Annotated in this window: 28 protein-coding genes; 19 read left to right on the plus strand and 9 right to left on the minus strand. The window is 73.2% G+C overall.

The features are described 5' to 3' along the window. The first annotated feature begins 118 nt into the window (after positions 1 to 118). From dusB to phoU (ABD993_RS09755), 6 genes are all read left to right on the plus strand, one after another. A complete protein-coding gene (gene dusB, locus ABD993_RS09730) occupies positions 119 to 1,276 on the plus strand; it encodes a tRNA dihydrouridine synthase DusB (RefSeq protein WP_345414894.1) in 1,158 nt (385 codons plus the stop codon). Between the two features lie 115 nt (positions 1,277 to 1,391). Then, a complete protein-coding gene (locus ABD993_RS09735; RefSeq protein WP_345414895.1) occupies positions 1,392 to 2,198 on the plus strand; it encodes a GGDEF domain-containing protein in 807 nt (268 codons plus the stop codon). A 117-nt stretch (positions 2,199 to 2,315) separates the two neighbouring features. Next, entirely contained in the window at positions 2,316 to 4,307 is a 1,992-nt protein-coding gene (locus ABD993_RS09740; protein ID WP_345414897.1) for an LCP family protein, read from the plus strand. Between the two features lie 81 nt (positions 4,308 to 4,388). Further along, positions 4,389 to 5,045 carry a phosphate signaling complex protein PhoU gene (phoU, locus tag ABD993_RS09745; RefSeq protein WP_345414899.1) on the plus strand — a complete coding sequence of 219 codons (657 nt, stop codon included), beginning with the start codon at positions 4,389 to 4,391 and terminating at the stop codon, positions 5,043 to 5,045. Positions 5,046 to 5,086: 41 nt separating this feature from the next. Next, positions 5,087 to 5,296 carry a dodecin gene (locus tag ABD993_RS09750; RefSeq protein ID WP_345414901.1) on the plus strand — a complete coding sequence of 70 codons (210 nt, stop codon included), beginning with the start codon at positions 5,087 to 5,089 and terminating at the stop codon, positions 5,294 to 5,296. 68 nt (positions 5,297 to 5,364) lie between these two features. Continuing rightward, complete coding sequence (phoU, locus tag ABD993_RS09755; RefSeq protein WP_345414903.1) at positions 5,365 to 6,024, plus strand: phosphate signaling complex protein PhoU; 660 nt, start codon at positions 5,365 to 5,367, stop codon at positions 6,022 to 6,024. A gap of 57 nt (positions 6,025 to 6,081) precedes the next feature. On the opposite strand, the gene pstB is transcribed toward phoU (ABD993_RS09755), so the two are convergent. The 6 genes from pstB to ABD993_RS09785 form a co-directional block, all read right to left on the minus strand. Further along, positions 6,082 to 6,861, minus strand: a complete 780-nt coding sequence (pstB, locus tag ABD993_RS09760) for a phosphate ABC transporter ATP-binding protein PstB (protein WP_345414905.1) — start codon at positions 6,859 to 6,861, stop codon at positions 6,082 to 6,084. 11 nt (positions 6,862 to 6,872) lie between these two features. Then, positions 6,873 to 7,973 (minus strand): phosphate ABC transporter permease PstA, encoded by a 1,101-nt coding sequence (gene pstA / locus ABD993_RS09765; RefSeq protein WP_425568934.1) that lies wholly within the window; start codon positions 7,971 to 7,973, stop codon positions 6,873 to 6,875. Beyond that, positions 7,973 to 8,932 carry a phosphate ABC transporter permease subunit PstC gene (pstC, locus tag ABD993_RS09770; RefSeq protein ID WP_425568935.1) on the minus strand — a complete coding sequence of 320 codons (960 nt, stop codon included), beginning with the start codon at positions 8,930 to 8,932 and terminating at the stop codon, positions 7,973 to 7,975. The genes pstA and pstC overlap by 1 nt, the downstream gene beginning before the upstream one ends. A 94-nt stretch (positions 8,933 to 9,026) precedes the next feature. Beyond that, positions 9,027 to 10,145, minus strand: coding sequence for a phosphate ABC transporter substrate-binding protein PstS (gene pstS / locus ABD993_RS09775; RefSeq protein WP_345414907.1), 1,119 nt, complete (start codon positions 10,143 to 10,145; stop codon positions 9,027 to 9,029). A 216-nt stretch (positions 10,146 to 10,361) separates the two neighbouring features. Then, a complete protein-coding gene (mshD, locus tag ABD993_RS09780; protein WP_345414909.1) occupies positions 10,362 to 11,246 on the minus strand; it encodes a mycothiol synthase in 885 nt (294 codons plus the stop codon). A gap of 63 nt (positions 11,247 to 11,309) precedes the next feature. Beyond that, complete coding sequence (locus ABD993_RS09785) at positions 11,310 to 12,080, minus strand: winged helix-turn-helix transcriptional regulator (RefSeq protein ID WP_345414911.1); 771 nt, start codon at positions 12,078 to 12,080, stop codon at positions 11,310 to 11,312. A 355-nt stretch (positions 12,081 to 12,435) separates the two neighbouring features. Between ABD993_RS09785 and ABD993_RS09790 the strand changes: the two genes are divergently transcribed. The 8 genes from ABD993_RS09790 (at position 12,436) to ABD993_RS09820 (ending at position 16,351) form a co-directional block, all read left to right on the plus strand. Continuing rightward, complete coding sequence (locus ABD993_RS09790; RefSeq protein WP_345414913.1) at positions 12,436 to 13,239, plus strand: LmeA family phospholipid-binding protein; 804 nt, start codon at positions 12,436 to 12,438, stop codon at positions 13,237 to 13,239. Between the two features lie 34 nt (positions 13,240 to 13,273). Next, positions 13,274 to 13,684 (plus strand): thioredoxin family protein, encoded by a 411-nt coding sequence (locus ABD993_RS09795; RefSeq protein WP_345414915.1) that lies wholly within the window; start codon positions 13,274 to 13,276, stop codon positions 13,682 to 13,684. Between the two features lie 63 nt (positions 13,685 to 13,747). Then, on the plus strand, positions 13,748 to 13,822 hold the full coding sequence (locus ABD993_RS36665) for a putative leader peptide (protein ID WP_425568943.1): 75 nt from the start codon (positions 13,748 to 13,750) through the stop codon (positions 13,820 to 13,822). 40 nt (positions 13,823 to 13,862) lie between these two features. Further along, on the plus strand, positions 13,863 to 14,327 hold the full coding sequence (locus ABD993_RS09800; protein ID WP_345414917.1) for a DUF4395 domain-containing protein: 465 nt from the start codon (positions 13,863 to 13,865) through the stop codon (positions 14,325 to 14,327). Between the two features lie 37 nt (positions 14,328 to 14,364). Next, positions 14,365 to 15,201, plus strand: coding sequence for a sulfurtransferase (locus ABD993_RS09805; RefSeq protein ID WP_345414919.1), 837 nt, complete (start codon positions 14,365 to 14,367; stop codon positions 15,199 to 15,201). Next, positions 15,201 to 15,500, plus strand: coding sequence for a DUF1416 domain-containing protein (locus ABD993_RS09810; RefSeq protein WP_345414921.1), 300 nt, complete (start codon positions 15,201 to 15,203; stop codon positions 15,498 to 15,500). The genes ABD993_RS09805 and ABD993_RS09810 overlap by 1 nt, the downstream gene beginning before the upstream one ends. A gap of 75 nt (positions 15,501 to 15,575) precedes the next feature. Next, complete coding sequence (locus ABD993_RS09815) at positions 15,576 to 15,734, plus strand: hypothetical protein (RefSeq protein ID WP_345414923.1); 159 nt, start codon at positions 15,576 to 15,578, stop codon at positions 15,732 to 15,734. After that, positions 15,731 to 16,351, plus strand: a complete 621-nt coding sequence (locus ABD993_RS09820; RefSeq protein WP_345414925.1) for a heme-binding beta-barrel domain-containing protein — start codon at positions 15,731 to 15,733, stop codon at positions 16,349 to 16,351. Before ABD993_RS09815 ends, ABD993_RS09820 begins: the two co-directional genes overlap by 4 nt. A 287-nt stretch (positions 16,352 to 16,638) precedes the next feature. On the opposite strand, the gene ABD993_RS09825 is transcribed toward ABD993_RS09820, so the two are convergent. Together ABD993_RS09825 and ABD993_RS09830 are read right to left on the minus strand one after the other, a co-directional pair. Beyond that, positions 16,639 to 18,300 (minus strand): hypothetical protein, encoded by a 1,662-nt coding sequence (locus ABD993_RS09825; protein ID WP_345414927.1) that lies wholly within the window; start codon positions 18,298 to 18,300, stop codon positions 16,639 to 16,641. 44 nt (positions 18,301 to 18,344) lie between these two features. Next, positions 18,345 to 19,445 carry a hypothetical protein gene (locus ABD993_RS09830; protein ID WP_345414929.1) on the minus strand — a complete coding sequence of 367 codons (1,101 nt, stop codon included), beginning with the start codon at positions 19,443 to 19,445 and terminating at the stop codon, positions 18,345 to 18,347. A 241-nt stretch (positions 19,446 to 19,686) separates the two neighbouring features. Here ABD993_RS09830 and ABD993_RS09835 point away from each other — a divergent pair, with 241 nt between their 5' ends. Continuing rightward, positions 19,687 to 20,061 (plus strand): Fur family transcriptional regulator, encoded by a 375-nt coding sequence (locus tag ABD993_RS09835; RefSeq protein WP_345415277.1) that lies wholly within the window; start codon positions 19,687 to 19,689, stop codon positions 20,059 to 20,061. After that, positions 20,058 to 21,164: a CAF17-like 4Fe-4S cluster assembly/insertion protein YgfZ gene (gene ygfZ, locus ABD993_RS09840; protein ID WP_345414931.1), complete on the plus strand. Its 1,107-nt coding sequence runs from the start codon at positions 20,058 to 20,060 to the stop codon at positions 21,162 to 21,164. Before ABD993_RS09835 ends, ygfZ begins: the two co-directional genes overlap by 4 nt. Positions 21,165 to 21,171: 7 nt before the next feature. Here ygfZ and ABD993_RS09845 read toward each other — a convergent pair whose 3' ends face one another. Then, entirely contained in the window at positions 21,172 to 22,008 is an 837-nt protein-coding gene (locus ABD993_RS09845; protein WP_345414933.1) for a DUF8083 family protein, read from the minus strand. Between the two features lie 207 nt (positions 22,009 to 22,215). On the opposite strand from ABD993_RS09845, the gene ABD993_RS09850 reads away from it, so the two are divergent. The 3 genes from ABD993_RS09850 (at position 22,216) to ABD993_RS09860 (ending at position 23,819) form a co-directional block, all read left to right on the plus strand. Beyond that, entirely contained in the window at positions 22,216 to 22,413 is a 198-nt protein-coding gene (locus ABD993_RS09850) for a DUF3073 domain-containing protein (RefSeq protein ID WP_345414935.1), read from the plus strand. 111 nt (positions 22,414 to 22,524) lie between these two features. Further along, complete coding sequence (locus ABD993_RS09855; protein WP_345414937.1) at positions 22,525 to 23,475, plus strand: DUF1648 domain-containing protein; 951 nt, start codon at positions 22,525 to 22,527, stop codon at positions 23,473 to 23,475. Next, positions 23,469 to 23,819: a GntR family transcriptional regulator gene (locus ABD993_RS09860; protein ID WP_345414939.1), complete on the plus strand. Its 351-nt coding sequence runs from the start codon at positions 23,469 to 23,471 to the stop codon at positions 23,817 to 23,819. Before ABD993_RS09855 ends, ABD993_RS09860 begins: the two co-directional genes overlap by 7 nt. Positions 23,820 to 23,850 lie beyond the last annotated feature (31 nt).

Below are 23,850 nucleotides of genomic sequence, written 5' to 3' on the forward strand. Positions count from 1 at the left end.
AGCCTACTGGACCCGGCAGGTCCGGCCGTTGCGGTGCGGGAGCCGCGCGGGAGCGGCTCGGGTACCGCGATCGGGGTCGCACCACCCGAGGTGTCGCGGAGGTGGACAATGGGGCACCGTGACCCTGCTCGACACCGCCCCCGCCACCCGACCGGTGCTGCCGCCCCTGCGCATCGGGCGGCACGAGGTGAGCACGCCGGTCGTGCTCGCGCCGATGGCCGGGATCACCAACCCGGGGTTCCGGCGGCTGTGCCGGGAGCAGGGGGCGGGGTTCTACGTCTGCGAGATGATCACCAGCCGCGGGCTGGTGGAGAAGAACCCGCTGACCTTCCGGATGATCGCCTTCGACCCGGACGAGCAGCCGCGGTCGATGCAGCTCTACGGGGTGGACCCGGCGGCGATGGGGCAGGCCGTGCGGATGATCCGCGAGCGGGACCTGGCCGACCACGTCGACATGAACTTCGGCTGCCCGGTGCCCAAGGTGACCCGGCGGGGCGGGGGTGCGGCGCTGCCGTTCAAGCGGCGGCTGTTCGAGCGACTGGTGACGGCCGCCGTCGACAATGCCGGTGACCTGCCCGTCACGGTCAAGATGCGGATCGGCATCGACGACGAGCACCACACCTTCCTCGAGGCCGGCCGGATCGCCGTCGACGCGGGGGTGGCCGCCGTCGCGCTGCACGCCCGCACCGCCGCCCAGCGCTACTCCGGGCAGGCGGACTGGACCGCGATCACCCGGCTGCGGGACCACCTGCCGTCCACCACGCCCGTGCTCGGCAACGGCGACATCTTCTCCGCCGCGGACGCGCTGCGGATGGTGCGGGAGACCGCGTGCGACGGCGTCGTCGTCGGGCGGGGGTGTCTGGGTCGGCCGTGGCTGTTCGGGGACCTGGAGGCCGCGTTCGCCGGTCGCCCGCTGCCCGCGCCCCCGAACCTCGGGCAGGTCGCGACCACGCTGCGCAGGCACGCGGTCCTGCTGTGCGAGCACATGGGTGACCACAAGGGCATCCGCGACATGCGCAAGCACGTCGCCTGGTACCTGAAGGGCTTCGCGGTCGGCGGGGACCTGCGCCGGGCGCTCGGCATGGTCGAGAGCATCGACCAGCTGGACGAGCTGCTGGCCCAGCTGGACCTGGACCAGGAGTTCCCGGCGGACGCCGAGGGGCCCCGCGGGCGGCAGGGCTCGCCGGGCAAGGTGGTCCTACCGGAGCACTGGCTCGACGACGCGGACGACCCCTCGGTCCCCTTCGGTGCCGAGCTGGAGCACTCCGGCGGGTGACCGGTGCCCCTCGCCCGGTCGGGTGGGACCGTACGCGAACGGGTAACAACGTCTCATCAGCCTCAAGAACCCCAGACGTCACGACGAGAATAGGGACGTCGGGGGAGGTGATCGGATGGAGACCGGCACGGTCCGGGCGTTGGTGCAGGGGGCACCGGTCGCCGAGGACACCCCGCCCTTGTCGCCGCGCAACCGCGCCGCGCTGCACACCGCCGCCGCCGAACGGCTCGCGGCGGAGGGATCCTGGGAGCAGGCCTACACCCACCTCTGCTCCGCCGTCCGGCTGCTGCAGGGCGAGCCGCCGCAGGACGAGCTGGACCGCCTGCGCCGCGAGCACGCCGAGGCCCGCGAGCAGAGCCGCCGGGACAGCCTGACGGCGAGCTACAACCGTCGCTACCTCGACGAGCGTCTCGCGGCGCTCCTGTCCGAGGTGGACCTGCGGATCGGGCTGTGCCTGGCGTTGGTGGACATCGACCACTTCAAGCTGGTCAACGACACTCACGGGCACCTGTTCGGCGACCGCGTCCTGCAGCGCATGGTCACCGAGCTCGACGCGGCCTTGCCCGAGACCGCCTTCTGCGCCCGCTACGGCGGCGAGGAGTTCGCCCTGGTCCTGCCGGGGCGCGACCTCGCCCAGGCCGTCGAGATCAGCGAGCAGGCGCGCGAGCGGATCGCGCGGTTCGACTGGTCGGAGCTGCACGACGAGCTGCGGGTCACCGTCAGCATCGGGGTGGCGCACGCCGAGGGCCGGATCGCGGACGTCGACCGGCTGATCGGCGAGGCGGACCAGCTGCTGTACACGGCGAAGGCCGCGGGTCGCAACGCCGTCGCGTACCGTGCCGCCCGCGGCGGGCACGTGCGGCTGGCGGGTGCGGCGGGGGCCCGACGGTCGATCCCGCAGCCCGTCCGCACGACGGGCTAGGAACCGACCCTCCGCCGACCGGAGTATTGCGCGCCCGTAAACTCCGCGTCCGGAGGCGGATACCGCTGGTGACGGCCGGTACCGCCTTTCCCGCTGTCGGTGGGGTTCGGAGGTGGCGTGCAGGACGAGGCGGACCGGACTCCGGGACGGCGTTCCCGCGCGGCCCGGCGTGCCCGGCAGGGCGACGCCCCCGCGGCGGACGACGTCCTCGCCCGGCTCGGCATCCGCGCCCCGGCCGAGGGGTCCTCGGCCCCCTGGTTGGAGGAGGTCCCCGTCGAGGACCCCGCCACGACGGAGCTCCCGCGGGTCGAGGGCCCGCGGGGAGAGCGCGAGGTCCGCCCACCCGACCCGCGCGTCGCGCGTCCCGCCGTCCCGCCGGTCGCACGCCCGGCGACACCACCCCCCACTGCCGCCCGTCCCTCGGCCCCCGCCGCCCCGGGTTCCCGACCGGCGACCGGCATCCCCACGCCCCCGACCAGGGAGAGGCCTCCGCGCGGGTCGCGTCCTGCTGCGGGGGACCCCGGCCCACGGGGCACTTCGGCGCCCCCCGAGCGAGACCGGCGGGACGCTCGCCGCAGCGAGGCGGGGCCCGGGACGGCGGAGGACGCCGGGCAGGAGCGGGCCGAGAGCCTGGCCGAACGGACCCGGCGGATCGACGCGAGCCTGACCAGGTTGACCGCCGCCCACACCGAACCCGACGAGGTACCCGACACCCAGGACGACCTCGACGACCCGGCCGACGAGCCCCGCCGGAGGGCGGACCGCCGGGTCACCGACAGCCGTCCGTCCCGGCTGTCCACCGCGGGTCGGATCGGGGCGGCGGTGCTCGCCGCGCTCGTCTTCCTCGGGATCGCCGGGAGCTGGAGCGCCACCCGCTGGATGGACTCGACCATCCGGACCGTGTCCGCGCTCGATCCCACGACCGGCGTCGTGGGCGCCGAGACGCAGACCGGGGACGAGAACCTGCTGCTCCTGGGCACGGCGTCGGGGACCTCGGGGGCACAGGCGAGCAGGGCGGGCCGGGCCGACACCCTGATGCTCACCCACGTCCCCGCGGACGGCGGCCGGGCCGTCGCGGTGTCGCTGCCGCTCGGCCTGGAGATCAACCGCCCGCCCTGCGAGCGCTGGGACCCCGCGGCCGCCGCCTACCTCGACGAGACCGTCTCCGCCGAGACGCGGACGCCGCTCGCGACCGCCTACCGGGTCGGCGGACCGCGCTGTCTGGTGCGCACGGTGCAGCAGCTGTCCGGGATCGCGGTGACCCGGTTCGTGGCGCTGGACCTGCCCGGCGTCGGCGGGATGGTCGACGCGCTCGGTGGCGTGGACACGTGCCTGGAGCGGCCGGTGCGCGCGGGCGAGGATCTGGTACCCGCCGGAACCGCGCGGTTGGACGGTGCTCGGGCCGCACTCGTCGCTCAGACGGCGGGCCCGGACCAGGTGGCTCGCCAGCAGCGGCTGCTCGCCGCCACCTTCCGGGGGGCGCTGTCCACCTCCACCCTGCTGTCGCCGACCGCGACCCGGGACTTCGCCGCCGCCCTGGGCCGCAGCATGCTCGCCGACGACGCGAGCGTCGAAGACCTCCTGCGCCTCACCTCCGCGCTCGGCACCGAGACCGCGAGCCTGGTCCCCCTGCCCGTGGGGTCTGTCCCGAACACCCGCGGCAACCTCGACCTGCGCGGCACCGAGGCGAGCGCGCTGTTCGCGGCGATCCGCGAGCACGAGCCGCTGCCCGAGCTCAGCACGCCGGTGGCGACGGAGTCCGGACCCGAACCCGGGGACGTCACCGTCAACGTCCTCAACGCGGCCGACCGCACCGGGCTGGCGGGCGAGGTCGGCGGCAGCCTGCGCACCCTCGGCTTCGGGGTCGGCGAGGTGGGCAACGCCGCGGAGCCGACCGCCGACACCGTCCTGCGCTTCTCGCCCGACCGGGCCGACGCGGCGGCGCTGCTGGGGCGCGTCGTCCCGGCCGCGCGGCTGGTGCAGGATCCCGCGGGCCAGGCGACCCTGCAGCTGGTCCTCGGCACCTCGTTCGACGGCGTCGTGCGGGCCCCCGTGGCCACCGCGCCGGACGACGCGGACGGTGGCGGGTCCGTCGTCCACTGCGGATGAGACCCGGCCCACCCCGAGCGTTCACCCGTGGTTCATGTCCTGCTGCAGTGCGAACCCGCGCCTGCCTCTACCCTCGACTCCATGCGTGATGCCTACACCGAGCAACTCGACGAGCTGGCCGGGTTCCTGGCAGGCATGTGCAACGACGTCGCGACCGCGATGGAGAAGGCGACCCGGGCCCTGCTCGAGGCGGACCTGCAGCTGGCCGAAGAGGTCATCGCCGAGGACATCCACATCGACCAGATCCGGTACGCGGCCGAGGAGAAGGCGTTCGCGCTGCTCGTGCTCCAGGCTCCCGTCGCGACGGACCTGCGCAACGTCGTGTCCGCGATCCACGGTGCGGGCGACATCGAGCGGATGGGCGATCTCGCGTTGCACGTCGCGCAGGCCGCGCGGCGCAGGCACCCGCAGCCGGTGCTCCCCGCGGAGATCGCGCCGTACTTCGCCGAGATGGGCCGGATCGGCGTCGCGCTGGCCCGCAAGGCCGTCGAGGTGATCAACACCCGCGACCTGGCCGCCGCCGCGGAGCTCGAGGCGGACGACGACGCGATGGACGACCTGCATAAGCACATGTTCACGGTGCTGATGGACCGCAACTGGAGCCACGGGGTCGAGGCCGCCGTGGACGTCACGCTGCTCGCCCGGTTCTACGAGCGCTACGCCGACCATGCCGTCGCCGTCGCGCGCCGGATCGTCTACGTGATCACCGGACAGATGCCGGGACCACTCAGCGTCTAGGTCGATGTTTCCGGGATGTCACGCGAGGGCATTCCATGGTCATGTCGAGCCACGTGTACCGAGTGACCGAGATCGTCGGCACCTCCCCCGACAGCGTCGACGCCGCGATCCGGAACGGGGTGCAGCGTGCCTCGCAGACGCTCCGTGAGATGGACTGGTTCGAGGTGACCGAGATCCGCGGCCACCTCCAGGAAGGCGCCGTCGAGTACTTCCAGGTCGGCCTCAAGGTCGGTTTCCGACTGGACGACTGACACGCGTTCACCGACCGTTCATCCGCCCGTGCCCGACGTCCGACCGCGGCCTTTCGTAGGCTGACCCGGTGCGCCGGGAGACGTTGGACCAGAACATCGCCGGCTTGCAGGCGATGCTCGGCGAGCTGGCGGACGGCGTGGCCGCCGCCTTCCGCGGCGCCACGGCGGCGCTGCTCGACCACCGCCTGCGCATGGCGGAGCGGGTGATCGAGGGCGATCCCGCCCTCGACGAGCTCTGCCTGCGCATCGAGGCCCTGGCCACCGAGACCATCACCATCTTCGCCCCCGTGGGCGCGGACATGCGCACGCTGGTCTCGGCGATCCAGTCCGCCCACGAGCTGGAGCGGATGGGCGATCTGGCCAAGCACGTCGCCGAGGCCATGCAGCGGCGCGACCCCGCGCCCGTCGTCCCGGTCCTGGCGAAACCGCTGCTCACGGAGTTCAGCGGTGCGGCGATCGCGATGGTCGCCAAGGCCGCCACGGTGCTGCGCACACGCAACGTGCTGCTGGCGATGGAGCTGGACGCGGACGACGACCGCGTCGACGACCTCCACAGGCAGCTGTTCGCGCTCATGTTCGGTGACGAGTGGACCGCGGGCATCCCCGCGGCCGTCGACCTGACGTTGCTGGCCCGCTTCTACGAGCGCATCGCCGACCACGCCGTGGCCCTGGCCGAGCGCACCGTCTACGAGGTCACGGGCCGCCACCCCGAGGCGCTGCAGCTCTAGACACGACGAGAGCCTGCGGTGTCGCGCACCGCAGGCTCTCGTCCGTCCCGCCGGGACTCAGCCGAAGCGGCCGGACACGTAGTCCTCGGTCGCCTTCTGGGTGGGCTGGCTGAAGATGGTCTTGGTCTCGTCCATCTCGACGAGGTGCCCGGGCTTGCCGGTGCCCTCGATGTTGAAGAAGCCGGTGAAGTCGCTGACCCGCGCCGCCTGCTGCATGTTGTGGGTCACGATCACGATGGTGTAGTCCATCTTGAGCTCGTTGATCAGGTCCTCGATCGCGAGCGTGGAGATGGGGTCCAGCGCCGAGCACGGCTCGTCCATGAGCAGCACGTCCGGCTGCACCGCGATCGCGCGGGCGATGCAGAGCCGCTGCTGCTGGCCACCGGAGAGCCCCGAGCCCGGCTTGTCCAGCCGGTCCTTGACCTCGTTCCACAGGTTGGCGCCCCGCAGCGAACGCTCGACGAGCTCGTCGGTGGCCTTCTTGCCCGCCCGCTTGTTGTTGAGCTTCTGCCCGGCGATGACGTTCTCGTAGATCGACATCGTGGGGAACGGGTTTGGCCGCTGGAAGACCATCCCGATCTGCCGCCGGACGCCGACCGGGTCGACGCCGGGCCCGTAGAGCTCCTTGCCGTCCAGGGTCAGGCTGCCCTCGACGTGCGCCCCCGGGATGACCTCGTGCATGCGGTTGATCGACCGCAGGAAGGTCGACTTGCCGCAGCCGGACGGCCCGATCAGGGCGGTCACGGTCTTCGGCTTGATCTCGATGTTCACGCCCTCGACGGCGAGGAACGAGCCGTAGTAGATGTTGAGGTCCTTGGCGTGGACGGCCTTGCTCACGACGGTCTCCCTCAGCGGGTCTTGGGGGCGAAGAGCTTGGCGACGAGCCGCGCCAGCAGGTTCAGGACGAGCACGATGATGATCAGCACCAACGCCGAGGTCCACGCACGGTCGATGAAGGGCTCGCGCGGGACGCCGGGGGCCGCGTAGGAGTTGTACGCGAACACCGGCAGGGTGGTCATGCGGCCTGAGAACGGGTTGAGGTTCACGCCCGTGGTGAGGCCTGCGATGATCAGCAGCGGGGCCGTCTCGCCGATGACGCGGGCGATGGCCAGCGTGACGCCGGACGCGATGCCCGCGATCGACGTCGGGATGACGACCTTGAGGATCGTCCGCCACTTCGGCGTGCCGAGGGCGAAGGCCGCCTCGCGCAGCTCGTTCGGGACGATCTTGAGCATCTCCTCGGTGGAGCGCACGACCACCGGGATCATCAGGATCGACAGCGCGACCGCGCCGCCGAAGCCGAAGCGGATGCCGGGCCCCGCGAACAGCGCGAAGAAGGCGAAGGCGAACAGGCCGGCGACGATGGACGGGATGCCCGTCATGACGTCGACGAAGAACGTGATCGACCGCGCCAGCCTGCCCTTGCCGTACTCGACGAGGTAGACGGCGGTGAGGATGCCGACGGGGATGGAGATGACCGCCGCGACCGCCGTGATGATCAGCGTGCCCATGATGGCGTGGTAGCCACCGCCGCCCTCGCCGACGACGCCGCGCATGGAGTTGCTGAAGAAGGCGGGATCGAAGCGGGCGACGCCGTTCTGGATCACCGTGACCAGCACGGAGACCAGCGGCACCAGCGCGATCAGGAAGGCGACCGTGACGACGATGGTGACGACCCGGTCGGTGGCCTTGCGCCCGCCCTCGACGGCGCGCGAGATGCCGTACGTCGCGAGCGCGTAGAGGATCGCGCCGAGCACCAGCGTGAGCGCGATGCCGAAGTTCCCGGTCAGCCCGAGGACCGCGCCGACGACGACCAGCGAGCCCGCCAGGATGCCCCAGGGTGCCCACCGCGGCAGCTCACCGTGCACGAGCGGCATCGGCACGAGGGCCTCCTCGGCCAGCTGCTCGTCCGTCTTGGCCGTCTCGGTGTCCGTGGTGTTGGTACTCATCAGTTCGCCCCCGAGAACTCGCTGCGCCGGTTGATGATCCAGCGGGCGAGGGAGTTGACCAGCAGGGTGATCACGAACAGCACCAGGCCCGAGGCGATCAGCACGTTCACCGCGACCCCGGTGGAGTCCGGGAACTGCAGCGCGATGTTGGCCGCGATGGACGACGGGTTGGCGGAGCTGATCAGGTTGAAGGTGATGATCCCGGAGCCCGACAGGATGATCGCGACGGCCATCGTCTCGCCGAGCGCGCGGCCCAGGCCGAGCATGGCGCCCGAGATGATGCCGGAGCGGCCGAAGGGCAGCACCGCCATCCGGATCATCTCCCAGCGGGTGGCGCCCAGGGCGAGTGCGGCTTCCTCGTGCAGCTTCGGGGTCTGCAGGAAGACCTCACGGGAGACCGCCGTGATGATCGGCAGGATCATCACCGCGAGCGTGACGCCGACGACGAACATCGTGCGGCCGGTCGCCGAGACCGGGCCCGCGAAGAACGGCAGCCAGCCGAGGTAGGTGTTCAGCCAGGTCATGAAGCCCAGCGACGCGGGCGCCAGTACCGCCACGCCCCAGAGGCCGTAGACGATCGAGGGCACCGCGGCGAGCAGGTCGATCACGTACCCGAGCCCCTGGGCGAGCCGCCGCGGGGCGTAGTGGGTGATGAAGAGCGCGACGCTCACGCCCAGCGGCGTGGCGATCACCAGCGCGATCACGGCGGAGAGCAGCGTGCCGAAGATCAGCGGGCCGATGTAGAGGAAGATGTTCCGCCCGCCGGGCAGGTCGGCGGACGGGGCGATGAAGGCCGGGATCGCCTGGACGATCAGGAAGGCGGCGACACCCGCCAGCACGACCAGGATGAGGACGCCCGCCGCGGTGGCGGACCCGGCGAAGATCCGGTCGCCGAGCTGGCGGACCGGCTTGGCGGGCGCCGCGGTCTCCGGCGGCGAGGTCGTGGTTGGGGCGCTCACGGCGTCCTCTCTGCGAACGGGGGCGGATGCGACACCGTCGAGGGTCGGCGGGCCCGGTGCGAAGGCCCGCCGACCCTCGACGGTCAAGTCATGCTCAGGCGACCGAGCCGATGGCCTCGATGGCCGGGGTGATCTGCTGCCGCAGGGCGTCGGACAGCGGGGCGGACCCGGCCGCCTTCTGGGCGGCCTGCTGGCCCTCCGCGCTGACCACGTATCCGAGGTACGACTTGACCAGCGCGGCCTTGGCCGGGTCCTGGTACTTCGTGCACGCGATCGCGTAGGAGGCCAGCGTGATCGGGTAGGCGGTCGAGTCCGTGGTGTTGCGGGCGAGCTTGAAGGCGAAGGCGTTCGTGCCGCCGTCCGACACCCGCTGCGAGGCCTCGAGGATCTTGGCCGCACCCTCGGCGGTCGGGGCGACGTAGGCGTCGCCGACCTTGATCTTGACCTGGCCCAGGCCCTGGGCCTGCGACTCGTCCGCGTAGCCGATGGTCCCCTGGCCCGCCTTGACCGCACCGACCAGGCCCGAGGTGCCCTGGGCGGCCTCGCCACCCTGGACCGGCCAGGTGTCGCTGACCTCGTAGGACCAGTCCGCCGCCGCGGCGCCCTTGAGGTAGTCGGCGAAGTTCTGCGTGGTGCCGGACTTGTCCGAGCGGTTGACCGTGGTGATGGGCGTGGCCGGGAGCGCGACGCCGGGGTTGTCGGCGGCGATGGCCGGGTCGTTCCAGGTCGTGATCTTCTTGTCGAAGATCTTCGCCAGGGTCGACGGCGAGAGCTGCAGGTTGTCGACGCCCTGCAGGTTGTAGACGACCGCGATCGGCGAGACGTAGACCGGCACCTCGACGATGCTCCCGCCGCAGCGCTCGTTGGCCTTGGTGAGCTCGTCGCCCTTGATGTAGGCGTCCGAGCCCGCCCAGTCGACGCCACCGGCGATGAACTGGGTGCGGCCCGCGCCGGAACCGCTCGGGTCGTAGTTGATCGTCGCGTCCGGGTTCGCGCCGTTGAAGCCCGCCACCCAGGCCTGGGTGGCGGCCTGCTGGGTGCTCGCGCCCGCGCCGGAGATGGTGCCGGAGACGGCGGCGGTGGCGGAGCCGCTGGACCCGGTGGAGCCCGATCCGCTCTCGTTCGCCGCGCCGCAGCCGGCGAGGAAGAGGGCCCCGGTGGCGGCGACGCCGACGGCGGCGACGCGGGCGCGGCTCGGGCGAATGGTCTTCACTGCAGCTTCCTCCGTGGTTCGGGTGCGGCCCTCGGTCGCCCTGCGACCGGTCAGGCCGTTCGGCGAGGACGCTAAGCGGGCGTGGTGGACGCCCGACCCACGGAAGATGAACGCGAAATGAACTAGTCCCCCGGTCGTGGTACTGCCACCCCCCGGACGCCGGAGCGTGATGACACCGTGACCGGGGCGGCACGCCCCGTGTCGGGACGGTCGCGCTCAGGCGCGGCGGTACATCACGTCCGCGGTGTGGACGGCGAAGCCGAGCTTCTCGTAGACCCGCACCGCGGGAGCGTTGTCCGACTCGACGTAGAGCAGCACGGTGTCCAGCCCGCGGTCAGCGAGATGGTGCAGCCCGGCGAGGGTGAGCACCCGACCGAGGCCCTTGCCGTGCGCGGCCGGGTCCACGCCGAGGACGTAGACCTCGCCCAGGGACGGCTCGGTGGGCGTGGCGGGGTGCACCTTGGTCCAGTGGTAGCCCAGCAGGGAGCCCGCGGGATCGACGGCGAGCAGGAACCCGGCCGCGTCGAACCAGTCCTCGCCCTCACGCTCGGTCACCTCGGCCGGTCCCCACCCACCCTGCTCGGGGTGCCAGGCGAAGGCGGCGTTGTTCACCCGCAGGAACTCCGCCTCGTCCTCGCCCACGACGAACGGCCGGAGCGTGACGCCCTCGGGAATGCTCAGCGAGGGCAGCTCGCCCGCCTCGGCGGTGCGCCGCATCTGCCACAGCGTGCGCACCCGGGCGAGGTCCTGGGTCGCGGCCAGGGCCGCGGCGGCGGGCAGGTCCCCGTGGGCCCAGACGGCGACCTCGGGGCTCAGCTCGAGCAGTGCCGCGAGCAGCGCGGACCCGATGCCCTGACCGCGGTGCTCGGGATGGACGACGAGCTCGGCGGAGGTGTCGTCCAGCTGCGCGTACCCGACGGGGGCGCCCTCGTCCCCGGCCAGGAGGTGGCGCACGCGGGGCCGCGCGCGACCGTTGAGATTGATCAGGAACTGCTCCGAGAGCGGCTCCCGGCCGTCCGCGGCGGTGGCGCCCTCGGCGAGCGCCCGGACGACGCCGGCGCTGGTGGGATCGACCTCGGCCACGGCACGGACGGCGCTCACGTCCGCGACCCTACCCGCGACACGCACGAAGGGCGCCGCCGCGGCGACGCCCTTCGCGGTGTTCTAGTTGATCTCGGCGTGGAGACCGCGGAGACCGGCTCGGTCCCCGTCGTCCCCGTCGTCGTCCGTCTCCTCGGGCAGGCCGCCCGCGGGGACGCCCAGCCCGGCGCGACCCGGACGGACGAACTTGTAGCCGACGTTCCGCACGGTGCCGATCATCTGCTCGTGCTCGGGGCCGAGCTTGGCGCGCAGCCGCCGGACGTGCACGTCCACGGTGCGGGTGCCACCGAAGAAGTCGTAGCCCCAGACCTCCTGCAGCAGCTGGGCGCGGGTGAACACCCGGCCCGCGTGCTGCGCGAGGTACTTGAGCAGCTCGAACTCCTTGTAGGTGAGCTCGAGGAGCCGGCCCTTGAGCCGGGCCGCGTAGGTGGCCTCGTCGATCACCAGCTCGCCGAGCACGAGCGCACCGCCCGCGCTGGCCGCGTCCGCCCCGGGGCGGGACTTGAGCAGCCGCAGCCGCGCGTCCACCTCCGCGGGCCCCGCGGACGGGAGCAGGATCTCGTCCACCACCCACTCACCGGAGACGGCCACCAGGCCACCCTCGTTGAGCACCGCGATGACGGGGACATCCGTGCCCGTGCTGCCCAGCAGGCGACACAGGCTGCGCGCGGCCACCAGGTCGGTGCGCGCGTCGACCAGGACCGCGTCGTGCGGCCCCGCGTCGAGCAGGGCGGCCACCTCGGGTGCGGCCGTGCGGACGCCGTGCGGGAGCAGGGTCAGCGCGGGGAGCACGGACCCGGGGTCCGTGTCCGCTGTCAGCAGTAGCAGTTCCACCGCTGCCTCCTCTCCACCGAAGGTTGCCGCGGACGCCACGCCCGGCGTCCGTCGACATTCGCGGTGGGCGACGCCGACCGACCGCTCGCACCACGTGACCCGGCGGGTCCGTCACGCGGATCGGTCAAGAATAAGCGACACACACCCCGAAGCACGAGACAAGCGAGCCGGCTCACGCCGAACGGCGAGCCCATGCGCTGCGACGACGCCGCAGCGTGACGGCGATCGTCACCCGTTCGCGCCTCCGTCGACACGGCTCTCACCTGGGAGTGACCGGCTGTGCCCGGTCCCGGTGCGGAGCGGCTCGGCGCCGGTCTCTAGGTTGGCGGGCGCTGGAAGGTTCCCGGAGGTCCCTGTGCTGAAACGCCTGATCGTCGCGGTCCTGGTGCTCGCCGGGGTCCTCGTCGTCGCCGACTACGCGGCCGCGGCGGCCGCCGAGTCCGTCGTGTCCCGCCAGCTGCGGGAGCGCCTCGGGCTGGCGGACGACCCGAACGTCCGGATCAACGGCTTCCCGTTCCTCACCCAGGCCGTGGCGGGCGAGTACGGCTCCATCGAGCTGACCGCCGACCGGCTGCAGGTCGGCGACCTGCGCAACGTGCAGCTCCGGGCCCGCCTGCAGGACGTCGCGGCACCGCTGTCCGGCCTGCTCGGTTCGGGCACCCCCGGCCTGCGGGTCGGCACCGCCGAGGGCTCCGCCCGGGTGGGGGACGACGACCTCGGCCGGATGCTGCCGGGTGTCGAGCGGCTCTCGCTCGGCAACATCGACGCCAACGGGATCGCGGACGTCATCTCCGACGGTGGCGACCCGTCGCTGCGCACGCTGGACCCCGAGTCCGTCGCCCGGATCGCCGGGGACGTGCCGGTCGGGTCGGAGCGGGAGTCGGTGGTCGTCTTGGCCGAGCTGCAGGTCGCGGACGGGACCATGCGCATCGTCCCGCGAGACGTGCGCGACTCCACAGGGGACGCGCTGCCGGAGCCGGTCGCCGAGCTCGTCCGGCAGACGTTCTCCCTGCGTGTGGACCCGGGCGGGCTGCCGTTCGGGGTCGTGCCCACGACGCTGCAGGTGCGCGACGGGTACCTGGAGATCGGCGGCGAGGCCGCGGACGTCGTCATCGGCTCCGCGCCTGCGGGCGCCGCCGCCACCGGCAGGCCGGAGTAATCCCGGCACCCGGCGCGTTGCCGGAGAGGTGAGTGTGACCGGACTGATCGTGGTGGTGGCCGTGCTCGTCGCGGCGACGGTGTTCGGGCTCGTGCAGCGCGCCCGCTCGGGCCGGGTGCGCACGAGCGGAGGATCGTCCTCACCCAACGGATGGGTTCTGACCGGTTCGGACCCCGGGCCCGCCGACCGGGTGCTGCTGCTGCAGCTCTCCTCGCCCATCTGCGCCCCGTGCCGCCAGACGGCCGCGCTGCTCGACGAGGTGGCGGCGGACGCCCCCGGGGTGCGGCACGTCGAGATCGACGTGGCCGACCGGCCGGACGTCGCCCGGGAGCTGTCGGTCATGCGGACCCCGACGACGGTCGGCTTCGACCGGACGGGCCGCGAGCTGCTCCGGATCTCCGGTGTTCCGCGCCGGGCCCAGCTGCTGGCCGCCCTCGAGACGTGATCTTCCGTCCAATCACTGGGATGGGGTGCGTGTGACGTGCGTGTTTCGGTTACCCTCTCGCCCATGGCCTGGCCGCTTACCCGACGACGCGCAGTCGACCTGTGCCGTCTCGCAGGCGGCCTGTGTCCGTTCTCCTGACCATCGAATCCCACGATCCGAGAAGTTCTCAGGAGAATCCATGTCCGTATCGGACGGTCCGACTGCGCCCGCGCGTCCGGACGTCGATCCGCCGCTGGACCCGCGCGGCGTCCGCTTCGCGGCCGTCGTCACCACGGTCGTCCTGACCCTGGTCCTGATCAGCGGCAGCGGCTGGCTCGCGGCCGCCCAGGCCCTGGTGTTCGCCCTCGCGGCGTTCGCCGGGATGCGTTTCGCGCCGTACGGCGTGCTGTTCCGCAGGCTGGTCGCACCCCGGCTGGACCCGCCCGCCGAGCGTGAGCCCGCCGCCCCCGTCCGCTTCAGCCAGACCGTCGGGTTCGTGTTCGCCGCCGCCGGTGCGGTCGGGTACCTCTCGGGCCTGACCGTGCTCGGCATCGTCGCCACCGCCTTCGCGCTGGTGGCGGCCTTCCTCAACGCGGCCTTCGGCTTCTGCCTGGGCTGCGAGATGTACGGGCTCATCGCCCGCGCGCGCACCGCTCGCGCCTGACCTCTTCCTCACCACGACACACACAGGAGTGACTGCAATGAGCCGCGAGGACGTCCTCGTCACCGCCGATTGGGCGGAGAAGAACCTGGGCACCGAAGGCGTCGTGTTCCTCGAGGTCGATGAGGACACCACCGCCTACGACGGCGGCCACCTGCCCGGTGCCGTCAAGATCAACTGGACCACCGAGCTGCAGGACGCGGTCCGCCGCGACATCCCGACGCAGGAGCAGTTCGGCGCCCTGCTGTCGGCCAAGGGCGTGAAGAACGACGACCTGGTGATCCTGTACGGCGGCAACAACAACTGGTTCGCCGCCTACGCGTACTGGGAGTTCAAGCTCTACGGCCACGACAACGTCAAGCTGCTCGACGGCGGGCGCAAGAAGTGGGAGCTCGACGGTCGCACGCTGACCACCGAGGTCGCCGACCGCCCGGCCACTACCTACACGGCGAAGCCCGCCGACAACTCGATCCGCGCCCTGCGGGACGAGGTCGTCGCGGCGATCGACACCAAGAACCTGGTCGACGTCCGCTCGCCCGACGAGTTCTCCGGCAAGATCCTGGCGCCCGCGCACCTGCCGCAGGAGCAGTCGCAGCGGCCGGGGCACATCCCGTCGGCGATCAACATCCCGTGGTCCAAGGCGGCCAACGAGGACGGCACCTTCAAGTCGGACGAGGACCTGACCGCGCTCTACGGCGAGGCGGGCTTCGACGCGGGCAAGTCGACCATCGCGTACTGCCGCATCGGGGAGCGCTCCTCGCACACCTGGTTCGTGCTGCGGGAGCTGCTCGGCCACAGCGACGTCAAGAACTACGACGGCAGCTGGACCGAGTACGGCTCGCTCATCGGCGTCCCGATCGAGCTGGGGGCCCGCTGATGTGCGGCGCGCCGGACCAGGCCGTCGAGCTTCCCGCGGGGACGGACCTGACCAAGGAGACCGTCCTGGCCGGGCGGGTCGTGGCGGACGGACAGCCCGTCGGCGGCGCCTTCGTGCGCCTGCTGGACGGCACCGGCGAGTTCACCGCGGAGGTCGTGTCCTCGGCCTCCGGTGACTTCCGGTTCTTCGCCGCGCCCGGCAGCTGGACCGTGCGGGCGCTGTCGCGCAGCGGCAACGGCGAGTCGGTGCTGGAGCCCGCGGGCCCCGGCCTGCACCGCACGGAGATCTCGGTCGCCTGATTCGTCCCGCACCCGCCCCGGTCGCCCTCGGGTGACCGGGGCGGTGTGCTGTGCGCGGGACTATGCTCGCGCGCCGTGCACTGGTTCTTCACCGTGCTGCTGATCGCGGCGACCGGCGGCATCGTCGCCTTCACCGGCGCGCTGCTGCGCAGGCTCTTCACGACCGCACCCGACGCGGCCGCGGCACTCGCGGCCCGCCCGACCGAGGATCCCCCGGAGGAGCCCTCCGCATGACCGAGCCCGACGTGCCCACCACGATCACCGGCCCCGCCAACGCGGCGGCCGACTCCCCGCAGCGCAACCGTCCACAGTGGGACGACCTGCCCGTCCCGGACGACACGGCCAACCTCCGACAGGGCCCCGACCTGCACGAGCAGTGCCTCGGCCTGCTGCCGCTGATCGGCGTGTGGCGGGGCACCGGCGAGGTCGTCTACCCGACGATCGAGGGACCGTTCCACTTCGGACAGCAGCTGGTGTTCGCCCACGACGGGCGGCCGTTCGTGTCCTACGAGGCGCGGGCCTGGCTGCTCGACGAGGACGGCGGCGTGATCCGCCAGGCCGCGCGCGAGACCGGCTTCTGGCGCCCGCAGCCGGACGGGTCGCTGGAGGTCCTGATCGCCCACGCGACCGGGATCATCGAGGCCTGGTTCGGCGAGAAGGGCGACCTGCGGTCCTGGCAGATCGAGACCGACGCGGTGGTCCGCACCCCGTCCGCGAAGGACGTCGTCGCGGCCAAGCGGCTGTACGGCCTGGTCAACCAGGGCGACCTGGCGTACGTGGACGAACGCGCCATGGAGGGCCAGGAGATGCAGCCGCACATGTCCGCGCTCCTGCACCGCATCGCGGGCTGACCTGCTCTCCGCGCAGCAGCCGGGCCCGGGTGGTGCGCGGGCTCAGGGTGGCGCGCCGGGGCCCGGGTGGTGCGCTGACCCAGGGTGGCGCGCTGGCCCCGGGTCTTGCACGTTTCGTGCTCTCAGCGCTGCTTGATCGCTGTTTCCGTGCTCTGGGCGCTGTTCGAAGCACGCTGACCGCACGCAAACGGCGATCTTGGTCGACGGCGTGCACGCAACTCGTGATCAAACAGCGCTGAGAACACGAAACGTGCGGTCGTGTGACGTTCTCTCGGCGCGCAGCCGCATCAGCCGGGCTGCGACTGGCCCAGCAGGTCGGTGACCTCGTCCGGGCCCAGCCCCGCGAGCTTCGCGACCTGGTCGGCGGACAGGCCCGCAGCGGTCAGCCTGCGGACCACGCCGCCCAGCTCCTCGCGCTGGGCCCGCATCGCCTCGGCGAGCTTCGCCAGCTCCTCCTGCTGGGTCTGCAGGTCGAGCGTCGCGCCCACCGCCCGCACGGGATCGGCCAGCAGCACGGCGAGGAGCCGGTCGCGGGCGTCACCGCGGCGGGGGTCCACGACCTGGCCCGCCTGCCGGGCGCGGGCGGCGAGCGCCTGCTGCACGGCGCCCGAGATGGCCTGGCTGGACCCGGTCTGGTCCTCACCCGACTGCTCGGGGGTGCGCCGGACGACGGGCCAGGCCTGCGCCGGGGTGGCGACGCCCTGCTCCGCGGTGGACCCCGCGGGATCGACGGCGGACTCCGGAGCCGTCGGTTCGGTCGACTGCTCGATGGTGGGCTCGGTCGACTGCTCGACGGTGGGTTCGGTCGACTGCTCGACGGTGGGCTCGGTCGGCCGCTCGACGGTGGCCTCGGTCGGCCGCTCGACGGTCGGGTCGGTGGGCGTGGGCTCGGTCGGCCGCGCAGCAGTCGGGTCGGCGGGTGCGCGCTCGGTCGGCCGCTCGGCGGCTTGCTCGGCAAGTGCCGTCGCCGCGGGCTCGGCGCTCGGGCTCGCCGCAGTCGGCTGCCGGCCGGCGTCCAGCTCGGCCGAGGACTGCTCGGCCGACGACTGCCCGGCGGCCCGTCGATCGACGGGCTCGTCGACGGACTCGGCTTCGGCGATCGTCGCGGGGTCCCCGCCGCCCGTCCCGGTCGCCGCCATGGCGGTCGAGGGCGCGTCCGTCGCCGCACGGTCCTGGTCGGACGACACCGCGTTCCGGTGCGCCGTCGCGGCGGCGAGCGGAACGCCGAGGGCGGCGAGCTGGGCGACCGAGGGCAGCTCGTCGGCCGGGGCGGAGGCGTCCTCCGCCGGAGTCGCGTCGGCAGCTGCCGACGCGGTCGCCGGGGCCGTCACCGGGGCCGCGTCCGACTCGGAACCCGACCGCGGTCGGGTGTCACCCACAGGCGCCTCGGAAGCCTCCACGAGGCCCACCTGCGGACGAACGGTCGGGGTCGGGCGCGGAGCACGAGCCTCGACGGGCGAGGCCTCCACGGCCACCTCAGCGGCGTTCTCGGTCGCAGCCGTCGCGGGGTCGGGCGTGGCGTCGGCGGGATCGGCGGGATCCGCCGTCGCGTGCTCCGAGCCGCCCTGGTCGGCCGCGCGGGCGGCCTTCCGGGCCTCCTCCTCCGCGGCGGCGCGGTGGGCGCGGGCCCGGGCGAGCAGGACATCCGACTGCACGGGCAGGGGCGCGGTGTCCGCCTCGCGGACGGCGACCATGTCCGCCACCGTGATCGGCTGCGGCGCGCCACCACCGGCCATCGCCGGTTCCCGCGCGGGAACCTCTGGCGCACGCGGCGCCGGGAACGCGCCGACGGACTCGCCGGTCCAGTCTTCGGCGGTGGGCTCGACGGGAGCCACCCCACGTCCGCGCGCCCGCGCCGCCCGTACGACGACGATCACGATCGCGACGACGAGCGCCGCGGCCCCCACGCCCAGGGGCACGAGGACGTCGGCCGAGAACGCCTGTTCCATGGCCGGGCACGCTACGCCGATCTACGTCACCGTGCGCAACCGCCTTATCCGGAGCGTGACCCCGAGGACGACCGGTCGGCGTGCCCGTCCGCCTCGGCGGTACCGGAGCTCCCCCGCTCACCCGAGCCCGATCCGCCGCGCCCCTCGTCCGAGCGGTTTGACCTGCCGTTACGTCCCTTCGGGCCGGACTCGGCGGGAGGGGACGAGGGCCGGACCACGTTGACCTTGACGGTCTCCGAGACCTCGTCGTGGGGTCGCGCCGCAGGCCTGTCACTCTTCGTGTCCGGCGTGTCGCGCGGCGTTTTCGCCTTCGCGGGCGGAGACTTTTCATCCGATCCGGTGTCCCCGGATCGCTGCACGGACGACACCGCGACGGTGCGGTCCGGCTCCACCGCGCGCGCGGCCTCGCGGCTGCGCGGCTCCGAACCGTCCGACGCAGGCCGGAACAGGTCGCCCGCCTCCGGGCGCGGCAGAGCGGTCGTCTCCTCGTTCGTGGCTCGCTCCTCGCGCGCGGGCTTGGGCCGCGGGCTCGGGCGCGGGGCCCCCTCGGGCTTGTCCGCCGGACGCGGACCGTCCGCAGACGACGGCGCAGAGGGCGAGGTCACGGCGAACCGGGCGGTGGGCGCGGCGAGCATCCCCTCGAGCTGCCCGCGGAGCCGGGTCAGCTCGGCCACGACGGCGTCCCGCTGGCGGTGCAGCTCGGACAGCTCGGAGCGCAGCCCCTCACTCTCGCGGCGCGCGGCCTCCTTCTCGGCGCCCGCATCCCGCTTGGCGGCGTTGCGGATCTCCGCGGCCTCCTCCTCGGCGGCCTGCAGGATGCTCTGCATGCGGTCGGTGAACGAGCCGATCATGTCCGGCGAGTCCGGCTGCGCACCCGGACGCGGGCGCGGCGTGGGCCGCGGGCGCGCCCCGGGAGGGCCGACGGGCGGACCGGACTGCGGCGGCAGCGGACCGGGACCGACGCCCGGCCGCGGGCCGACCGCCGGGAACGGCTGGCTGCGGGCGGCATCGAGGTCGGCGCGCATCCGGGCGAGCACGCGCTGCAGACGCGCCACGTGCTCGTCCACCTGCCTGCGGTCGTAACCGCGGAGCACGACGTCGAACCGCGGGGCGCCGAGCGACCGCTCTCCCCCGTCAGCCGTCATGACCTGCACCTTCCGTCGCCGCCCCACCGTTCATCTCGCCGAGGGTAGGGAGATCCGCACTCTCCATGAGGAGCGTTCACCCTAACGGAGCACGGAGCGACCCGGCCAGTCCGCCCATGACCGCGGTCTGTGGACAACTCCCCCGACGAGGTCACGGCGCCGCCCCGCGGCCCCCACCGGGCCTACCATCGGCCTCGTGGACTCCTCGCTCAAGTCGACCCTGCACCGGCGTGGCCTGCGGATGACGCCTCAACGCCAGCTGGTGCTCGAGGCCGTCCGCGAGCTGGGCCACGCCACTCCGGAGCAGATCTGCGCCCGGGTGCAGGCCGCGGCGCCCGCGGTGAACATCACCACCGTGTACCGCACGCTGGACCTGCTGGAAGAGCTGCGGCTGGTCCGGCACACCCACCTCGGGCACGGCGCGCCGAAGTACTCGGAGCGCGAGCACGAGCACGTGCACCTGGTGTGTCACTCGTGCGGGGCGGTCGGCGAGGCGCCCACCGGGGTCATGGAGGAGTTGGCGGGAGTGCTGCGGGAGCGGCAGGGGTTCGTCCTGGACGTCACGCACGTGGCGCTGTCGGGGTTGTGCGCCGAGTGCGCGGAGGAGAGCGAATGAGCGAGCGGACGAGCGAATCATCGGCGGGGTCCGAGCCGGAGTTCCTGGTCGTCCCCGATCCGGACGAGGCGGTCCCCGCACACCGCGGGGACCCGCCCGCCGAGCAGCGCGCGATGGTGCGCTCCGCGGCGGTGGTGGACCGTTCGCACCGGGGCGTGGTCGCCGTGCCCGGCGCGGAACGGCTGAGCTGGCTGCACCTGCTGCTCAGCCAGCACGTCAGCGAGCTGCCCGAAGGCACCGGCACCGAGGCACTGATCCTGGACGGGCAGGGCCGGGTGCTGCACCACATGCTCGTCAGCCACGTCGGGGACACGGTGTGGCTGGACACCGAGCAGGCCGATCTCGCCGACCTGCTCGGTTACCTGCAGAAGATGGTGTTCTGGTCGAAGGTCGATCCGCGGGACGCCACGGCGGAGCTGGCCGTGCTGTCCCTGGTCGGCCCGGACACCGCCCGGGTGCTGGCCGCGGTGGGGGCCCCGGTGCCGGAGGGCCCCTACGCCAGCGCGGAGCTCCCGGGAGGCGGGCTCGTGCGGCGGATGCCGTGGCCGGGCCCGGATGCCGCGGACCTGCTCGTCCCGCGTGCCGAGCTGACCTCCTGGTGGGAGCGGCTGACCGCGGCCGGGGCCCGGGCCGCGGGCGCCATGGCGTTCGAGGCCCTGCGGATCGAGGCCCGGCAGCCCCGCGTCCACGTGGACACCGACGAGCGCACCATCCCCCACGAGGTGGAGTGGATCCCGAGCGCGGTCCACCTCGCGAAGGGGTGCTACCGCGGCCAGGAGACGGTCGCCCGGGTGGCCAACCTCGGCCGCCCGCCGCGGCGGCTCGTGCTCCTGCACCTGGACGCCGGGGACGAGGAGCTCCCCATCACCGGCGATCCGGTGTCCCGGGACGGCCGCGTGGTCGGCCGTGTGGGGAGTGTCACACAGCACCACGAACTGGGTCCCGTCGCGCTCGCCCTGCTCAAGCGATCCGTGCCGGTGGAGGCCGAGCTCGTGGCGGGCACAGACGAGCGGGCCTCGCCCGCGAGCATCGACCCGGACTCCTACCGGGCGGACGAGGGGGCCCCGCCACCCGGGCGCGCCGCCCAGCTGCGGGTCCGCTGAGCGGGTCTCAGCCCTCCTGGCGGCGCCCGGCGACCGAGCCCCAGATCTCCCGGAGCGAGGCGTAGCACTCGGCGGCGCCGTCGGCGTCCCCCGCGCGAAGCAGGCGCAGCGCACGCTGCACCTGGGCCGCGGAGTCGTCCGCCTGCAGGGTGGCGTCGTCCAGCAGGTCGACCAGACCCCCGTAGTCGAGCTCGACGAGGGAGGTCCGGTCGAAGTTCTCCAGCCAGCCACGGGTCTCCCGGAGCACCTCGGCGGGCCCGCCCTCGCCGAAGGCACCGCGCACCACCCGCTCGGCGTGGGCGGCCCGACCGAGCGCCTTGGCGATCGGCACCCGCCACCACACGCGGCGCTGCGCATCCAGTCTGACCTGCCGTTCCTCCGGATCGACGAGGGCGAACCAGGGCAGCGGGACCGTCCATCCCGCGGTCACCACGTGCGCGGCACCCTCCCCCAGCTCGGCCACCGCGCGCTCGGCCCGACGCCGCGCGGCGGTCTCGGGGATCACGAGCGCGGAGGAGCGCAGCAGCGGCTCCTCCTCACCGAGGAAGCTGAGCACCGCCGCGGCCGCGCGGGGGCGGGTGTCCAACGGGCAGACGAACGGCTCGCCACCCTCCCCACCGAGGACCATCACGTCGACGGGGGTGTCCGCCCCGCCGAGGTCACCCGGCAGGAGCCTGCCGCGCACCGTCGCCCGGAGGCAGAGCTCGCGTTCGCGGCGGCCCACCCGGTCCGGGCGCACGGCCCCCCGGGCCAGCCCCGCGCGCACCGCGACACCCGCCGGACCGGTGAAGGCCCGGAGGGGTTCGTAGACCCGCAGGTAGGACAGGAACGGCGACGGCATCATCGGTGATCCTCCCGCACGGACGCCTCCGCCCGACCGTGACGTCGCCCCTCTCGGTGGGTCGCCGGGGGCGGGGGTACGTCACACCATCGATGCCACGTCGCACGCCCCGGCGATCGCACGGTATTGTGGTGGGCAGGACAGTGATGACGTTGAAAGGGGCCGCCGTGACTATCGGCCGCCCCTTCCCTTGTGTAAGGGGGACCAGCCATGGGGCGCGGACGAGCCAAGGCCAAGCAGACGAAGGTGGCCCGAGAGCTCAAGTACAGCTCCCCCACGATGGATCTCGATGCTTTGCAGAAAGAGATCGGTAGTGGGACGGCGGTAGCCGACACGGACGAGGAGTACGACGAGTACGCGGAGCGTTACTCGAAGTACGCCCCGGACGAGGACGACGACCGCCGGTAGGCCTCACCCTTCCGCCCGGCACGGTCCGGGCATCTTCTCGGCGACCTCGCAGCTCGACGGACATCCTCCCGCTTGTTATGGTTCTTCTATAACAAGCGAGAGGATGCCTCGATGAGCGCTCGGGTGCGCCGGATCCTGCGGGCCGCGGTGCCACCGGTGGTGGCGGCGGTGCCCGCGGTGGTCGTTCTGGTGCGCGGATGGTCCCGGCTGCCCGAGACCGTCGCGTCCCACTTCACCCTCGACGGTGCTGTGGACGGCACGAGCGGTCGCGTCGTGCTGGTGGTGCTCGCCGTCGGCGCCCCCCTGCTTCTCGCGCTCGTCTTCGGCGGGATCGCGAGCGCCCCCGCCGCGCGCCGCGGTCGATTCGACTCGACACGTGCGATGACGTCCACGTCGTGGGCCACTGGCACGCTGGTGGGCGGGCTGGCCCTGCTCGTGGTCCTGGCGAACCTCGACGCGGTCGATCCGCGCGCCGTCGTGCTCTCCGGCCCCGGCGTGCTCGGGGTCCTCGCGGCGACCCTCGGTGCGGGTCTGCTCGGCTGGTGGCTCACACCGGCGAGCCCCCTGCTCCCGGTCGATGCCGGGTCGGCCCCCGTCCTGCACCTCGGCGAGACCGAACGCGCGAGCTGGACGGGCCGCAGCCACTCGCGGATGCTCGCCGCGATGGGCGCGCTGATGGTCCCGGTGGGGCTCGTGATCGGCCTGCTGCTCACCTGGGTCGCCGGCGCCACGCTCCTGGCGGCCGGGCTACTGCTCGTGTGGAGCTGTGTGGTCACCGTGACCGTCGACCGGGCCGGCCTGACGGTGGGCTGGGGACCGTTCGGGCTCCCGCTCGTGCGGGTGCCGCTCGCCGACGTCGCCGAGGCCCACGTGGAGGACGTCGTGCCGCTCGGCTACGGCGGATGGGGGCTGCGGCTGCAGCCCGGCACCGTCGCCGTCGTGCTGCGGGCGGGGCCCGGACTGGTCGTGACGCGCCGGTCGGGCCGCACGCTCGTCGTGACCGTCGACGGCGCCGAGACCGGCGCCGGGCTGCTCAACGGGCTGCGGGACCGCGCGTGCTGATCAGGGTGGACCCGGCTCGCCCGGACTCGCTGCAGGACCAGGTCGCGGCCGCGGTCCGGCGCGGGATCGCCGAGGGACAGGTCACCGCCGGTGACCGGCTACCGCCCGCTCGGGAGCTCGCGCAGTCCCTCGACGTGAGCATCCACACGGTCCTGGCCGGTTACCAGAAACTGCGGGACGAGGGGCTGATCGAGCTGCGCCGGGGCCGCGGCGCCGTCGTCCGGGCCGGGGCGCACGCGGGCCGGACGGGGGTCGCGGAGCTGGTCAGGGGCCTGGTCGTCGAGGCGCGCAGGCACGGCATCGGGGACGACGAGCTGGTCGAGCTGGTGCGGACGGCCCTGTAGTGCGGCTGGAGATCTTCACCCGATAGCCTCA

The organism is Pseudonocardia xishanensis (assembly GCF_039541715.1).
Classification (GTDB): Bacteria; Actinomycetota; Actinomycetes; order Mycobacteriales; family Pseudonocardiaceae; genus Pseudonocardia; species Pseudonocardia xishanensis.